The following is a 14,733-nucleotide window of genomic DNA, read 5'->3' on the forward strand; positions in this document are numbered from 1 at the left end:
TCCGCGCGGGGCCGGCAAACCCCCGGTCTGAAGGACGTGCGGGTCACTCCGAGGCCGCAATGAGCAGCTCGGCGAGGTCATAAACGCATTCGCCGGTCCAGACGACGGAGAACGCGGCGATGACGGCGGGAACGGCGGTGAGCAGCCAGGAACCGGGCCGGCGCGGTGCGATCAGCCGGGCGACGCGGCGGGGGACCACGCCGGCACGGCGGACGTCGCGCAGCGCGGGGGCCATCCGCAGGCCCGCGGTGAGCCCGGGGCCGGCGGCGACCAGCGCGGCCGCGCCGATGGCCTTCGCGACCGTGCGCCGGTCGTCGAGCGTGGCGGCCGCGTGCTCGTCGGCGGCGCGCTCGATCAGGTACTCCATCCGGCGGGCGAGCCACCAGAACACCGGGTGCAGCGCGGCGGAGAAGCGGGCCAGCCGGACCAGCCGGTGATGGCCGGCCCGCAGGTGGGCGCGTTCGTGGGCGAGCAGCGCGGCATACTGCGGGCCGGAGAGCGCGTCGCGCATCGCGGTGGTGACCACGATGCGCCCGCCGTCGACCGGCACCGCGAACGCGTCCGCGCGCGGGCTGTCGATCAGCACCACGCCGTCGTCGTCCGCGGGCAGCCCGGCGTAACCGCGGGCGAACGCGAGGTCGTGCCGGTGCCGGCGCCACACCCAGGCGAGCGCGCCGACGGCGGCGGCCAGCATGACCGCGGAGGTCCAGCTGACCCAGGGCACGTGCGCGGTGTCGTCGCGGACAAACGTGTCCGACCAGCCGAACGTACGCCCGGCGATCGGCAGTTCCGCGAGCGCCTTGAGCGCGAACACGCCCAGGTTGAGCGCGGACGCGACGGCCGCCCACGCGATCGACCAGGCCAGGAACGGCACGGCCGCCTCGGGCCGCAGCCGGTCGGCGGTGAACCGGATCGCGACCGCGACCGCGATCGGGCAGGCCACGACGGACCAGAAGAAGTGGTCGAACATCAGCGCTGCTCCTGTCCGCGCGGGCGGGCCCAGTATCCCTGCAGGCTCACCTGGTCGCGGCTCAGCCCGCGCGCGGTGAGCAGGTGCGTGCGGATGCGCCGGATGTCGTGGGACTCCGCGCCGCCGAAGATCTGCCCGCGGCCCGGCGGGAGGTCCAGCGCCTCGATCCGGGCCGGCAGGCCGCCGCGGGCCACCCACTGCGTCGCGGTGGACAGGTAGGAGCGCTCGGCGTCGCCGCCGGCCTCGGCGACCGTGATGACGCGGTGGCCGGGCGGGAGCGTCTCGATGATCGCGGCGATGGACGGCAGTGCGGTCTCGTCGCCGAGCAGCAGCGTCCAGTCGGCGGCAGGGTCGCGGACCCAGTGCACGCGGCTGCCGCCGAAGCCGACCCGGTCGCCCGGTTGCGCGCCGGCGGCCCACCGGGCGGCGTGCCCGTCGCCCGCGTGCAGGTAGAAGTCGGCGGTGAGCAGCGGCGCGTCGTACGCCCGGACCGTGATGTTCGCGGAGTGCTGGCGGGGTGTGCCGGGCGGGAAACGCCAGCGCCCGGTCTCCGGCAGCACCACGTCGCCGGCGCCGTCGGCGGGCCAGAGCAGCGTGATCGTCTCGGCGGGCTCGGTCAGCGGCAGCGGGTCCGCGCCGATGGTCCGGAACGTGATCCGGCGCATCAGCGGCGTGACCGGCGCCGCGGTGACGACCTCGAGCAGCCCGACGGAGAGCGGGAACGCACGGACCGGCCCGGGGCGCGCGGCGCCGCGCTCGTGGGGGAGCGGCCGGCGCGCGATGATCCGCACGTGGTGCGGGCCGGGCGCGCCGGCGCCGTGCAGTGCCGTGAGGCACTCGTCGAGGAACGTGTCCGCGTCGTCGCCGAGCCGCTCGGCCCGGACGGCCTCCCGCAGCGCCGGGCGCAGCGAATCCGGATCCTCGCCGCCGGGCACGCGAACCGCGTCGTCGGTCAGCAGCGTCTGCAGGCCCTCCGCCGCGAGCAGCGCGACGGTCTCGTCCAGCGGGTGCTGGTACAGGGTCATCGGCACGTCCGCGAGCCGGTCCCGCCAGGCAGGGCGGGCGGTGACGGCGGCGATCACGTCGCCCAGCGCGAACCCGTCCGCGCGCGGCTGACCGCAGCTGTACTGCAGCACGAGCAGGCCGCCTGGCGCGGTGGCACGGGCCATGGCGCGTATCGCGGGCCGGGCGTCGGCGAGCCGGTGCAGCATCCAGGAGGAGTGGACGACCTCGAACGCGCGCGCGGGCAGCCGCAGGTCGTGCGCGTCCCGGACCTCGGCGGTGACCGGGAGGCCGGCACAGCGCTCGCGGGCGGCGTCGACCAGGTGCGGGCCGGCGTCGCTCGCCGTGACCTCGAAGCCGCGGGCCGCCATCGCCGCGGCCAGCTCGCCCGTGCCGCACCCGAGGTCCGCGAACCGGCCGCCGGTGTGCAGATGCGCTCCGGCCTGCATCAACGCCTCAAGAGCGGTCTCGAACCGGCCGGTGCTGCCGGTCTGGTAGGCGCGAGCCCTCCAGACGTGGGGCGACGTGGTCACGAGCGGGTCCCCTCTAGACAGTTAGGTAAGGCAACCCTAATCTATGGACCCGGACCGCTATTTACAACATGTAGAAGTAAGGTTAGGCGACCCTGTGAAGATATCACGTATGGTGCTGCTGGCCGCGCTCGTGCTGAGCGCGTGCGGCTCCGGCTCCGGCACCGAGCCCGCGAACCCGTCCGCGAGCGGCGCCGCCGGCTTCCCGGTCGTGGTCACCCACGCGTACGGCGAGACCACCGTGCCCGCGAAGCCGCAGCGGGTGGTCGCGTTGGGCTGGAACGACCTCGCGGTCGCCAACGCGCTCGGCGTCGGCCTCGTCGGTGCCGTCAAATACTTCGACCCGGCCAGCGCCAACCTGCCCTACGTACGCACGCCGCTCACCGACGACGTGCTCGGCCTGGACGCGGCCGCGATCAACGTGGAGAAGGTCGCCGGGTACCGCCCCGACCTGATCCTCGCCACCTCCAGCAACCAGCTCAACCCCGACACCTACCGGCTGCTGAGCCAGATCGCGCCGGTGGTGGCCTACGAGAAGTCACTCTACGGGTCCACGATGGAGGATGACGCGCTCCTCATCGGCCGCGTGCTCGGCGAGGAGGCCGCGGCCCGCGCGCTGATCGGCACCGCGCACGCCGCGGTCGAGGCCGCGAAGGCGGAGATCCCGGGCATGGCCGGGAAGAGCTACCTCTACGGGCAGGCGCGCGGCGAGGTGCTGCCGCTGGTCGTCGGCGCGGACAACCTGTGCACGAAGTTCATGACCTCGCTCGGCATGAAGGTCCCGGACACGTTCGCCAACGCGCCCGCCTCCGACACGCTCGCACCCGGCACGATCGGCATCAGCTACGAGCGGGCCGGCGAGCTCGGCGCCGCGGACGTGCTGTTCATGACGTTCCCCAGCGCGGCCGACCGGCAGACGTTCGAGGGCAACGCGCTGGTCAAGAAGCTCCCGGTGGTGGAACAGGGACGGTACCTGGCGATGCCGCTACCGGCCGCGCAACTGCTGCAGGGGCCGAACGTGGCCGGCGTCCCCTGGCTGCTCGACCAGCTGAAGCCCACGCTGCGCAAGCTCTGACCACACCACCTCCGGAGGAGACGACGACGTGGCGTACCAGGACCGGCAGGCACTGCTCCGACGACGGCTGGCCGCACGCGGCATCGACGGCGGTGGGACACCCGGCATCCCGGCCCGGCCGGCCGGACCCGTGCCGCTGTCGCACGCCCAGGAGCGGATGTGGTTCTTCCACCAGCTCGACCCGGCCGGCTCCGCCTACAACGTCTGCGTCCTCTGGCGGCTGACCGGCGCGCTGGACACGGACGCGCTGCGCGGCGCGTTCGACGCGCTCTGCGACCGGCACGAGGCGCTGCGCACGATCTACCCGGCCGACGGCGGCGGCGCGGCCCGGCAGGTCGTGCTGCCCGCGCTGCCGCCGGAGTGGTCCACGGCCGACCTGACCGCGCTGCACGACGACGACCGGGAAAACGCGTTGCGGACGCTGGCCCGGGAGGCCGGTCGCGCCGAGTTCGACCTGGCCACGCGCAGCCCGCTGCGGCTGGTCCTGGCCCGGCTCGCCGCGGACCGGCACGCACTGATCATGGTCGGGCAGCACATCACCTGGGACGGGCCGTCGTTCGGCATCTTCTCCCGGGAGCTGTCCGAGGCGTACACCGCGCTCACCGCCGGGCGCACCTGGACCCCGGACCCGTTGCCCGTGCAGTACGCGGACTTCGCCGCCTGGCACCGCGACCGCTGGACCCGCACCCCCGACCCCCGGCAGATCGACTTCTGGCGCGCACAGTTCGACCCGGCGCCGGAGCCGGTCGACATCCCGGCCGACCACGAGCGCACCACCGGCACCAGCGAGGACGGCGGCTGGCGCGTCCGCTCGCTCGACACGGACGTCACCGCGCGGCTGACCGCGCTCGGCGCCGCGGAACAGGCCACCCCGTTCATGGTCCTGATCGCCGGCATCGCCACGCTGATCGGCCGGTACGCGCAGGCCGACGACGTCACCATCGGCACCGTCGCCCAGAACCGGGACGCACCGGAACTGGCCGGCCTGATCGGCAACTTCGGCAACACCGTGCCGCTGCGCGTCGACCTCAGCGGCCGCCCCTCGTTCCGCCGCCTGATCCGTCGGGTCCGCGACTTCTGCGCCGAGGCGTACGCGCACGCGGACGTCCCGTTCGACCTGCTCCTGGACGAGCTCGCGGTCGAACGACGGCTGGACCGCAGCCCGCTGTTCGACGTCACGGTCATCTTCCTCGCCCAGGACATGGCCGGCCCGGTGCTGCCCGGACTCGACGTGAGCTGGGAGAAGTTCCACAACGGCACCACCCAGACCGACCTGTCCTTCGACGCGCTGCTCAAGGACGACCGGATCCACCTGCAGGCCACGTACCGCACCGCGCTGTTCGACGACGCGACCGTGGTCCGGCTGCTGGACCGCCTCGCCGCGCTCCTCACCCAGGTCGCGGACGACCCGGAGACCCCGATCGACCGGCTGCGCCTGCTGCTGCCGGACGAGGAGACGCGCCTCGCCACCTGGTCGGACCGCACCCGTGCGCTGCCGGCCGGGCCGCGGACCGTGACCGGGCTGTTCGAGGCGCAGGTCCGGCGCGACCCGGACGCGACCGCGCTGGTCTTCGAGCGCACGTCGCTGACGTTCGGCGAGCTGAACACGCGCGCGAACCGGCTGGCACGGCTGCTGCGCGAGGCCGGCGCCGGGCCGGAGACCCGGGTCGGGATCGCGCTGCCGCGCGGGCTGGACGCGATGACCGCGATCCTGGCCGTGCTCAAGTCCGGCGCCGCCTACCTGCCGCTCGACCCGGCCTACCCGGCGGCCCACCGGGCCGGGCTGCTCGCCGACGCCCGCCCGGTCGCGGTGATCGCGGCCGCGGGTCTCGATCTGGCGCTCGGCGTACCCCCGATCGCTCCTGATGATCCTCGTCTTTCCACACTGGACGGAAGTGACCTGTCGCCGGGGGAGGTGCACCCGGATCACCCGGCGTTCGTCATCTACACGTCCGGGTCTACCGGCAGGCCGAAGGGCGTCATGACCACGCACGGCGGGCTCGTGAACCTGTTCCGCAGCCACCGGGCCGCGCTCTACGACGCGGCCCGGGAACGGACCGGGCGGGACCGGATGCGGGTCGGGCACGCGTGGTCGTTCGCGTTCGACGCGTCCTGGCAGCCGCAACTGTGGCTGCTCGACGGGCACGCGGTGCACGTGCTGCCGTACGACACCTACGCCGACCCGGCCGCGCTCGCCGCCGAGATCCGCGCCTCCGCGCTCGACTTCATCGAACTGACCCCGTCGCTGCTGGACGAGACGCTGCGCCACCTGACCGCGGACGGCGGGCCGCTCCCGGCCGTGCTCGGCTTCGGCGGCGAGGCGGTCTCGCCCGGCCTGTGGGAACGGCTCGGCGAGCTGCCGTCCACGGCCGCGTTCAACCTCTACGGCCCGACCGAGGCGACCGTGGACTCGCTCATCGCCCGCGCCCGCCCCGGCACCGGACCCGCGGTCGGCCGGCCAGTCGACGGCGCCCGCGCGCTGGTCCTGGACCGCGCGCTGCAACCGGTGCCGCCCGGCGTCCCCGGCGAGCTCTACCTCTGCGGCCGTGGCCTGGCCCGCGGCTACCTCGGCCGGGCCGGGCTGACCGCGGAACGGTTCGTCGCCGACCCCTACGGGCCGCCCGGCTCGCGCGCCTACCGCACCGGCGACCTGGTGCGCTGGCGGGCCGCGGACGGCGAGCTGGAGTTCCTCGGCCGCGCGGACGACCAGGCGAAGATCCGCGGCTTCCGGGTCGAACCGGCCGAGGTCGAGGCCGCACTCCAGATCGCCGCCGGCGGCGACCGCCGGATCGCGGTCGCGGTGCGCGAGGACCGGCCGGGGGTACGGCGCCTGGTCGGCTACGTGGCCGACGCGTCCCTGTCCGACGAGGACATCGCCGGGATCCGGCGCACGCTCGCCGCGCGGCTGCCCGAGCACATGGTGCCCAGCGCCGTGGTCGCGCTCGACCGGCTGCCGCTGATGCCCAACGGCAAACTCGATCGCAGGGCCCTGCCCGCGCCACCGCGCACGACCGGCGGCCCCGCCCGCGCGCCGCGCACCGAGGCCGAGCGCGTGCTGTGCACGATCGTCGCGGACCTGCTCGGCCTGGAGACCGTGGGCATCGACGACGGCTTCTTCACGCTCGGCGGCGACAGCATCCTGTCGATTCAGCTGAGCGGGCGTGCCCGCGCGGCCGGCCTCGCGCTGCGGCCCCGCGACGTGTTCACCCAGCGCACGATCGCGGACCTGGCGGCCGTGGCCACGGTCGTCGAGGCCGGACCGGCACCCACCGCGGTGTCGCCGGTCGGCGCGTTCCCGGCGCCGCCGATCGTGCGCTGGCTGGCCTCGCGCGGCGGGCCGGTCGGGCGCGTCCGGCAGAGTGTGCTGCTCACGGTGCCCGCGGACGCGTCGATGGCGACGCTGACCGCGGCCCTGCAGACGGTTCTCGACCACCATCACTCTCTGCGGGTACGGATGTCGGCACGCGACCTGGAGATCGCGCCCGTCGGTGCGGTCCGGGCCGCCGACCTGCTCCGCCGCGGTTCCGGCGACTGGCCGTCGCTGGTGACCGAGGCGGCCGGCCGGCTCGACCTCACGGCCGGGATCGCGCTGCAGGCCGTGTGGCGGCAGTCCTCCGGACACCTGCTGCTGGTGGCACACCACGCCGCGGTCGACGCGGTCTCCTGGCGCATCCTGGCCGCGGACCTCGCGGACGCCTGGCGTTCCGGCGCCGATCTCCGGGCGCATCCGGATCGCACCGCCCGCAATGATCCCGCCACCGGTGCCGGCCCCGCGGCGGGCGCCTTCTCGCGTGATCCGGGTGGCGCGGCCGCATCGCAGGTGCCGGACACCGGCACGTCCTATCGCGAGTGGGCGCTACGGATGGACGCGCTGGCCACCGATCCGGCCGTGACCGGCACGTTCGAGGCGTGGCGCGACATCCTGGCCGGCGACCGCGTGCGGCTCGACCCGGCCCGGGACACGGCCAGGACCGCGCGGACCATCACCCTGAGGCTGCCGCCCGGTCCGACGGCCGCGCTGCTCGGCGGCCTGCCGGACGCCTACCGGGCCACGGCCGAGGACGTGCTGCTGGCGGCGCTGGCCGGCGCGGTCAGCGCGTGGCGGGCGGAACGCGGCCTGCCCGCGGAGCCGTTCCCGGTCGACGTGGAGACGCACGGCCGCGACGAGGACCCGGCATCCGACCTGTCGCGCACGTCCGGCTGGTTCACCACGCTCGCACCGATCCGGATCGACGCCGGGGCCGTCCCGCCGTCGTCCGTCACCGGGCCGCGGCCCGCCGATGCCCGGTCCTCGTCGTCGCCGGACGCGGCGACGCTCCCGCCCGGCGCTGTCGTGCGCGCGGACGACAGCAACACCGCGGGGTCCGCACGTCGCGGCGCCGCTCCGGCGCCGGGCCTCGCGGCGGGTGCCCTGCTGAAGGCCGTGAAGGAACAGGTCCGGGCCGTACCCGTGGATCGCCGTTGTTTCGGGTTGTTGCGCTTCCGGAACGCGGTGACCGGGGCGGCGCTCGCGGAACACGCGGACCCGGAGTTCGGGTTCAGCTACCTCGGCCGGTTCGCGGGAGCGGGCGCGGACGACGCCGATTGGGCGCCGATGCCGCTGCTGGAGGCGGCCGCGGCGGACCCGGGCCTGCCGCTCGCGCACGGCGTCGAGATCAACGTGCTCGCCGAGGACGGCATGCTCGTCACGCATGTGACCTGGGCGGGACGCCACTATCCGGAGGCGGCGGCCGCTCGGCTCGGGGCACTGTGGACGGAGACGCTGACCGCGCTCGCGGATGAGGCGACCTGGCACGGCGTGCACGCGCGCACACCGACGGACTTCCCACTGGTACGCCTCGGCGGGCGCGACATCGACCGGCTCGCCGGACCCGGCGTCGCGGATCTGCTGCCGGTCACCCCGGTGCAGCGGGCCATGTTCGACGCGGCCGCCGATGATCCGGTCGTGCACCACACGCACGTGGCGTTCGACCTGCCTGAGCCGGTCGACGCCGCGGCCCTGCGCGCGGCCGGCCAGTCCCTGCTCGACCGGCACCCGCACCTGCGCGGCGGCTTCGTGCGGCGCGGCGACGAGGTCGTCCAGGTGATCCCGGAGCACGCCACGCTGCCCTGGCACGAGTGGCCCGCCGGCACGTCGGCCGGTGTGGAGGCGCGCGACCGAGAGCGGCGCTTCGACCTGGCACGCGGCCCACTGCTGCGGATGACGCTGCTCCGTCAGGAGAACGCCCCGGCCCGGCTGCTGATCGCCAGCCACCACCTGCTGCTCGACGGCTGGTCGGTGCCGCTGCTGCTGGCGGAACTCACGGGCGCGGGCGGGGTGGCGCCCGCGCCGCACGGCGACCGTGCCCGCACTCGTGCGCTCCGTCCTGACCCGGTCTCGGTCCCGGTCCCGGTCTCGCCGGCCGCGGCCATGATGCCGCCCGCTGGCAGGTCGAGTGTGATGCCGGCTGCCGGCTCGTCGAGTGTGATGCTGGCCGCCAGCACGTCGAGTGTGACGCCGGCCGGCGCTGCCACCCCGGCGGTCCGCACCCAACGCGACCACCTCGCCTGGCTGGCGTCCCGAGACCGGGCCGCCGCCGCGGACGCCTGGGCCGGCTACCTCGACGGCCTCGACGGGCCCACGATCCTCGCCCGTGCCCGCGCGGCCGGCGTGCCCGCCCGGAACCTCTACGCGGAACTGACCCCCGCGCTCACCGCCCGGCTCACCGCCGAGGCCAGAGCACGCGGTATCACGCTGAACGCGCTGGTCCGCGCCGCATGGGCGCTCACACTGGGCGAGATCACCGGCCGCCGGGACGTCGTGTTCGGCGCCACGGAGTCCGGCCGCGAGGGCGGCCCGCCCGGCACCGAGACCGTGATCGGGATGCTGATGACCATCGTCCCGGTCCGCGCCCGCACGGATGCCGGCCTCGGCGCGCTGGCGGAGCGGCTGCACGCGGACCGGGCCGCGCTGGCCGCACACCACGCGCTGCCGCCGGACCGTCCGCTCTTCGACACGCTGCTGGTCTTCGAGAACCTGCCGGGGGCGGGCCCGGCCAACCTCTCCTGGGCCGACTCGCCGCACTGTCCGCTGGCGCTCTTCGCGTACCCCGGCGAGGTGTTGACCTTGAGGTTGGCTCATCGGCCGGGCGCGGTGAACGGGACCCGCGCGCGGCAGATCCTGACCACGCTCACCGGGATCCTCCACCTGGTGCCATGACGACCACGCTCGCCGACGTGCTGCTGGTGCTGCTCTCCGACGGTCCGCGCACCGTGCAGGACCTGCACCAGCGGCACCGGGACACGCTCGGCCCGGCCCGCCAGGTCGACATCACCCGCGTGGTGTCGACCATGACCCGCCTGGAACGCCTCGGCCACATCCGCCCGGACGCGGCCCGCTCCCGCGCCCAGTACCGCGTCTGGACCGTGACCGACGCCGGCCACCGCTCCTGGCGCGCCTGGATCCTCGACGTCCGGGCCGGCGCCGCGCAGGAGGACATCGTGGTCCGCGCGCTGCTCGCGCTCGCGGCGACGGACCGTCCCACCTACGAGACCGTCATCGCCGCCTGCACCGCCTGCCTGGAGACCCGCCGCCACCATCCGCGCCGCCGGCGGCCGCTCTCCGCACCCGACGCGCTGGACGACCTCGACGACGCGGTGGCCGCGACCGCGCTCCGCTGGCTCCGCCGCCTGCGGACCCGCCCCCGCGCCCGCGCCCGGGTCACCTGACGGTCTTTCCGCCGGAAACGACACGTTTTACTGAAAAATAAGGTGATATGTCGGAGGTATTGCGGTGTCGCGAGGAGGACGGGACGCCGCCTTCGCCCTGATCAGGCCGGCCCCGGCGAACTCGTCCGCGACGACGTCCCGGTCGTCGACCAGCACGGACGTGAGGACGGTGGTCTCGCCCACCGTCACGCCGAGCGCGATATGGCTGGTAGTCACCGGATTGAGCCCCCACGGGCGAGGCCCTCGATGATCACGAGGGCCCCGCCTGCCTGTTACTTCCAGTTCTTGCCGGTCGGAATGGAGTCGATGTAGCCCGGCGTGTGGGACACGATCTTCTTCCAGGCGAAGTGGTTCTTGTTGAACACGTCGGGGTTGATGATCCAGCGCTTCACGTTGTTGCTGATCAGGTAGACCCGGTCGCCGCTGGTGGACTTGCCCAGTTCAGCGTCGAGGCTCAGCGCGTCACGCGCGGAGATCTTGGGGATGTCCTTGCGCACCTCGATCCCGTTCCAGTTGGCGAACAGGTTGTCGTAGACGGCCGGACTCGGGATCCAGCGCCGGTATCCCTCGGGGTCCACGAGGTACACGGCGTCGTTGTCCGGCGACTTGATCCGCTTGCCCGACAGTTCCTTGTGCGGGTTCACGGCGGCGCGCTCGACGCCCACGGCCCCGGCGGTCGCCGTCTCCGGGGCGGCCTGCGCCGGAGCGGTGGGAATCGTCACCAGAGCGGCGAACATGGCGGCGCCGGCCGCGGCACGGCTTATACGGCTGATGGTGATGGTCATGAGAGCCTCCGTCGAACGTGTGTTTCGCGGTCGGGAGCCAGCCTAGGAGAGCTCTGACCTGCGAAAACGTGAATCTTCGGAGAGTTGGGAAGGCAACAGTTCACACAATCGGGCCGCCTGCCGCGCGCGTTCGTGAGAAGGTCAGCGCCAGCGCGCGTTTGTCGATCTTGCCGACCGCGGTGTGCGGCAGCTCGTCCAGGATCTCCAGCCGGTCCGGAAGCGTGAAGCGCGCCAGGCCGCGCCCGGTCAGGAACGCCTTCAGCGGCTTCAACCGGGGCGCCTCCGCGCCGGCCGTCACCCGCACCACCGCGCACACGATCTCCCCGTGCACCGGGTCCGGCAGCCCGAGCACGGCCGCCTGCGCCACCGCCGGATGCGCCAGCAGGTGCTCCTCCAGCTCGGTCGCGGACACGTTCTCCCCGCCCCGGTTGATCACCTCCTTGATCCGGCCGGCGACGATCAGATGCCCGCTGGGCAACTGCCGGACCAGGTCGCCGGTGCGGAAGAAGCCGTCCGGCGTGAACGCGGTCGCGTTGTACTCCGGCACCCGGTAGTAGCCGCGCAACGTGTAGGGCCCGCGCGTCCACAGCTCACCGGCCTCGCCCGCCGCGACCGGCAGCCCGTCGCGATCCACCACCCGCACCTCGTCCATGGTGGACAGCGGCCGGCCCTGCGTGGTGACGATCAGCTCGTCCGCGTCGTCCAGCCGCGTGTAGTTGAGCAGCCCCTCCGCCATGCCGAACACCTGCTGCAGCTGCCGGCCGACCGCGGGCCGCAGCCGCCGGGCCAGATCCTCGTCCAGCTTCGCGCCGCCCACCTGCAGCAGGCGCAGGCTGCGGAGGTCGCGCGTGTCCCACCCGGTCGCCTCGTGCCACAGCCGGGCCAGCGGCGGCACCAGCGCGGTCACCGTGACCCGCTCGGCCTCGATCAGCCCGAACGCCGTGTCCGGGCTCGGCGACGGCGACATCACCACCGTCCCGCCGACGCCGAACGTTCCGAGGATGCCGGGGCAGGCGAGCGGGAAGTTGTGCGCCGCCGGCAGGCAGGCCAGATAGACATCGTCCGCGGTCAGCGCGCACACCTCGGCGCTGGCCCGCGCGTTGTAGGCGTAGTCGCGGTGCGTGCGCGGAATGAGCTTCGGTTTCCCGGTCGTCCCGCCGGAGATCAGCAGCACGGCCGGATCCCCAGGATCAAGATCAGGAAGATCAAGCCCGTCCGAGGGTACGTCCCGCAGCGCCGTGTAGCGGCCGGGTTCCCCGGCCACCAGCACGTGCCGCACCCCGTCCGCGACCTCACCCGCCAGCGTCCGGTAGTCGAACCCGGCGAACAGGTCCGGAATGATGTAGGCCGCCGCCTCCGCGTGCGCCACGAAGTGCGCGATCTCGGTCCGCCGATGCGCCGGCAGTGCGAGCACCGGCACCACGCCCGCCCGCAGCAACCCGAACAGCGTGATCACGAACTCCGCCGTGTTCGGCAGCTGCACCACCGCCCGGTCGCCCGGCCGCAGCCCGAGGCGCGCGAACCCGTGCCCCATGGCGATCGTCGCCTCGGAGAGCTCCGCATAGGACAGTCGCCGCGCGCCGTCGACCAGCGCGATCGACGACCCCCACCGCGCGGCGGCGTCGTCGAGCAGCCCGCACAGCGTCTCGTCACGCCAGATCCCGGCCGCGCGGTAGCGGTCGGCGAACTCCGCCGGCCAGGGCGTGAACGTCATGACTGCTCCCCGAGGTGCGCGCGGACCTCGTCGTCCGACAGCGATTCGATCTCCAGGTAGATCTCCGCGACCTGCGCCAGGCGCCCGGGATCGTCCGCCTCGGCGAGCAGGCGCGCGGCCAGCCCGGCGATCGTCGGCGCGGCGAACAGCATGCGGACCGTGACCCGCGCGGTGTCCAGCGCCTCGCGGAGCCGGGTGACCACGGTCGCGGCCAGCACGGAGTCGCCGCCGAGCGCGAAGAACCCGTCGTGCACGCCCGGCGAGTCCGCGCCGAGGACGTCCCCCCAGACGAGGGCGATCACCCGTTCCAGATCGGTGCGCGGCGCGACCGCCGGGGCGTCGCCGGCAGCGGCCGGTGCGACGGCGGCGACCAGCAGCGCCACGTGCGCGGGCGGCAGCGTGACCGGCAGGTCCCAGGCCGGCCCGTCCGCGGCGAGGTCGCGCAGCAGGCGCGCGAACATGTCGAACATCGCGTCGAGCACGCCGTCGGCGAACCGCTCCTCCCGCGAGTCCCAGTTGACCAGCACGCCGCCGGCCAGCTCCGTGACCTGCGCGTCGAGCAGCACCTGCGGCCCCTGCGAGATGATCCAGACCGGGTCGCCGAACGTACGCCGCACCCGCGCGCCGAACAGGTCACCGAGACCGATCGCGCTGGTGAACACGACCGGCGCGAGCACCGGCGTGCCGTGCCGCCGGGTCAGGTCGCGCAGCACCTCGAGGCCGGAGTGGTCCGCGTACCCGGCGTCCGCGTGCATCCGGGACTGCAGGCGCCGGGCCCGGTCGGTGAACGGCGCGGGTTCGGTGTGGTCGACCGCGAGCATGACGGAGCTGCTGAAGTCGCCGACCACGTCCCCGACCTGCGGGTGCAGCGGCAGCCGGTCGAAGAGCGGCACGTTGAGCAGGAACCTCGGTTCCGTGCTCCAGGCGCCGATCACCTCCGCGTACGCGGCCGCGGCCACCATCGCCGGCGTGAGCCCCCGGGCACGGGCGGCGGCGGTGAGCGCGGCGTACTCGTCCGGGCTCAGCGTGAGGTGCCGGCGCGCGACCGCGGGCGCCAGCCCGGCCGTCTCGTGCGCGGGCCGCAGCGGCAGCCGGGGCGCGGCGGGCAGCTCCGGCAGCCGTTCCCGCCACCACGCGGCCGCCTGCCGGGCCGCGCCCTCCCGCGCGGCCGGCCGGTCCCGGCGGTAGTCGCGGTAGGTATAGGCCGTCGGCGGCGGTGCGAACCCCGGGTCCAGGTAGTGGCGGGCCAGCTCGGCCAGCAGCATCCGGTAGCTGACCGCGTCCGCCGCGACCATGTCCACGTCCAGGTGCAGCCGGGTGGCGCCGCCGGGCAGCAGGCTGAGCGCGGCCGCGAAGACCACGCCGCCCTCGATGTCCAGCCGCTCGTGGGACATCGTGTCCCGGATCGCGTCCAGGCTCCGCGCGACGTCCGCGGCCCCGAGGTGGCGCAGGTCGTGGACGGTCAGCCCGCGCCAGCCGGGCTCGTCGCCGACGATCTGCGCGCCGTTGTCGGTGAGCCGCACGCGCAGCATGTCGTGCCGGGCCGCGAGCGCGAGGAACGCGTCCCGGAGCCGGTCCGGGTCGACGCCGGCACCGTCGAACTCGGTGTAGAGGTGCGCGGCCACGCCACCGAGATCCTGGTCGTCGGCGCGCCCGATCCAGTAGGCGTGCTGCATCAGCCCCAGCGGGAACGGCCCGCTCTCCTCGGGCGCGGCCGTCCGCACGGTGGCGGTGGCCGGTGCCGCCGCCAGCAGCGCGGACCAGGCCGCGATGGTCGGCGCGGCCGCGAGCCGGTCGAACGTGACCTCGACGCCGTCACGCCGCCACGCGGAGACGACCGTCATCAGATCGAGCGAGTCGAGGCCGAGCTCGAAGAGGTTCGCGTCGTCGGCCAGCGTCTCGGCGGGCTCGTCCAGCAGCGCGGCGAGCGTGGCCCTCAGATCGTCCAT

9 protein-coding genes are annotated in these 14,733 nt (G+C 74.4%); 3 read left to right on the top strand and 6 right to left on the bottom strand.

Features of this window, described 5'->3' with window-relative positions; translation table 11 throughout:
* Positions 1 to 43 precede the first annotated feature (43 nt).
* Both OP04_RS21560 and OP04_RS49925 read right to left on the bottom strand, forming a co-directional pair.
* A complete protein-coding gene (locus tag OP04_RS21560; protein ID WP_033341552.1) occupies positions 44 to 970 on the bottom strand; it encodes a M56 family metallopeptidase in 927 nt (308 codons plus the stop codon).
* Positions 970 to 2,505, bottom strand: a complete 1,536-nt coding sequence (locus OP04_RS49925) for an SIP domain-containing protein (protein WP_051798559.1) — start codon at positions 2,503 to 2,505, stop codon at positions 970 to 972. Before OP04_RS49925 ends, OP04_RS21560 begins: the two co-directional genes overlap by 1 nt.
* Positions 2,506 to 2,599: 94 nt before the next feature.
* Between OP04_RS49925 and OP04_RS21570 the strand changes: the two genes are divergently transcribed.
* Genes OP04_RS21570 through OP04_RS21580 form a run of 3 tightly spaced genes read left to right on the top strand, consistent with a single transcriptional unit; the run spans position 2,600 to position 10,285 of the window.
* A complete protein-coding gene (locus OP04_RS21570; protein WP_033341553.1) occupies positions 2,600 to 3,577 on the top strand; it encodes an ABC transporter substrate-binding protein in 978 nt (325 codons plus the stop codon).
* Positions 3,578 to 3,605: 28 nt separating this feature from the next.
* Positions 3,606 to 9,776 carry a non-ribosomal peptide synthetase gene (locus OP04_RS21575; protein WP_051798565.1) on the top strand — a complete coding sequence of 2,057 codons (6,171 nt, stop codon included), beginning with the start codon at positions 3,606 to 3,608 and terminating at the stop codon, positions 9,774 to 9,776.
* Positions 9,773 to 10,285 (top strand): hypothetical protein, encoded by a 513-nt coding sequence (locus OP04_RS21580; RefSeq protein ID WP_033341554.1) that lies wholly within the window; start codon positions 9,773 to 9,775, stop codon positions 10,283 to 10,285. Before OP04_RS21575 ends, OP04_RS21580 begins: the two co-directional genes overlap by 4 nt.
* 27 nt (positions 10,286 to 10,312) lie before the next feature.
* Here OP04_RS21580 and OP04_RS21585 read toward each other — a convergent pair whose 3' ends face one another.
* The 4 genes from OP04_RS21585 to OP04_RS21600 form a co-directional block, all read right to left on the bottom strand.
* Positions 10,313 to 10,501, bottom strand: a complete 189-nt coding sequence (locus OP04_RS21585; RefSeq protein WP_033341555.1) for a hypothetical protein — start codon at positions 10,499 to 10,501, stop codon at positions 10,313 to 10,315.
* 56 nt (positions 10,502 to 10,557) lie between these two features.
* Entirely contained in the window at positions 10,558 to 11,070 is a 513-nt protein-coding gene (locus OP04_RS21590) for a hypothetical protein (protein ID WP_033341556.1), read from the bottom strand.
* A gap of 100 nt (positions 11,071 to 11,170) precedes the next feature.
* Positions 11,171 to 12,784 (bottom strand): (2,3-dihydroxybenzoyl)adenylate synthase, encoded by a 1,614-nt coding sequence (locus tag OP04_RS21595; RefSeq protein ID WP_033341557.1) that lies wholly within the window; start codon positions 12,782 to 12,784, stop codon positions 11,171 to 11,173.
* A complete protein-coding gene (locus OP04_RS21600) occupies positions 12,781 to 14,733 on the bottom strand; it encodes a phosphopantetheine-binding protein (protein WP_051798567.1) in 1,953 nt (650 codons plus the stop codon). The genes OP04_RS21595 and OP04_RS21600 overlap by 4 nt, the downstream gene beginning before the upstream one ends.

The organism is Catenuloplanes japonicus (genome assembly GCF_000717135.1).
Lineage (GTDB): Bacteria > Actinomycetota > Actinomycetes > Mycobacteriales > Micromonosporaceae > Catenuloplanes > Catenuloplanes japonicus.

Excerpts from the sequence above, each read along its gene's own strand:
- OP04_RS21600 (WP_051798567.1), bottom strand. The coding sequence starts at position 14,733 with ATGGACGATCTGAGGGCCACGCTCGCCGCGCTGCTGGACGAGCCCGCC.
- OP04_RS21590 (WP_033341556.1), bottom strand. The coding sequence starts at position 11,070 with ATGACCATCACCATCAGCCGTATAAGCCGTGCCGCGGCCGGCGCCGCC.
- OP04_RS21580 (WP_033341554.1), top strand. The coding sequence starts at position 9,773 with ATGACGACCACGCTCGCCGACGTGCTGCTGGTGCTGCTCTCCGACGGT.
- OP04_RS21560 (WP_033341552.1), bottom strand. The coding sequence starts at position 970 with ATGTTCGACCACTTCTTCTGGTCCGTCGTGGCCTGCCCGATCGCGGTC.
- OP04_RS21595 (WP_033341557.1), bottom strand. The coding sequence starts at position 12,784 with ATGACGTTCACGCCCTGGCCGGCGGAGTTCGCCGACCGCTACCGCGCG.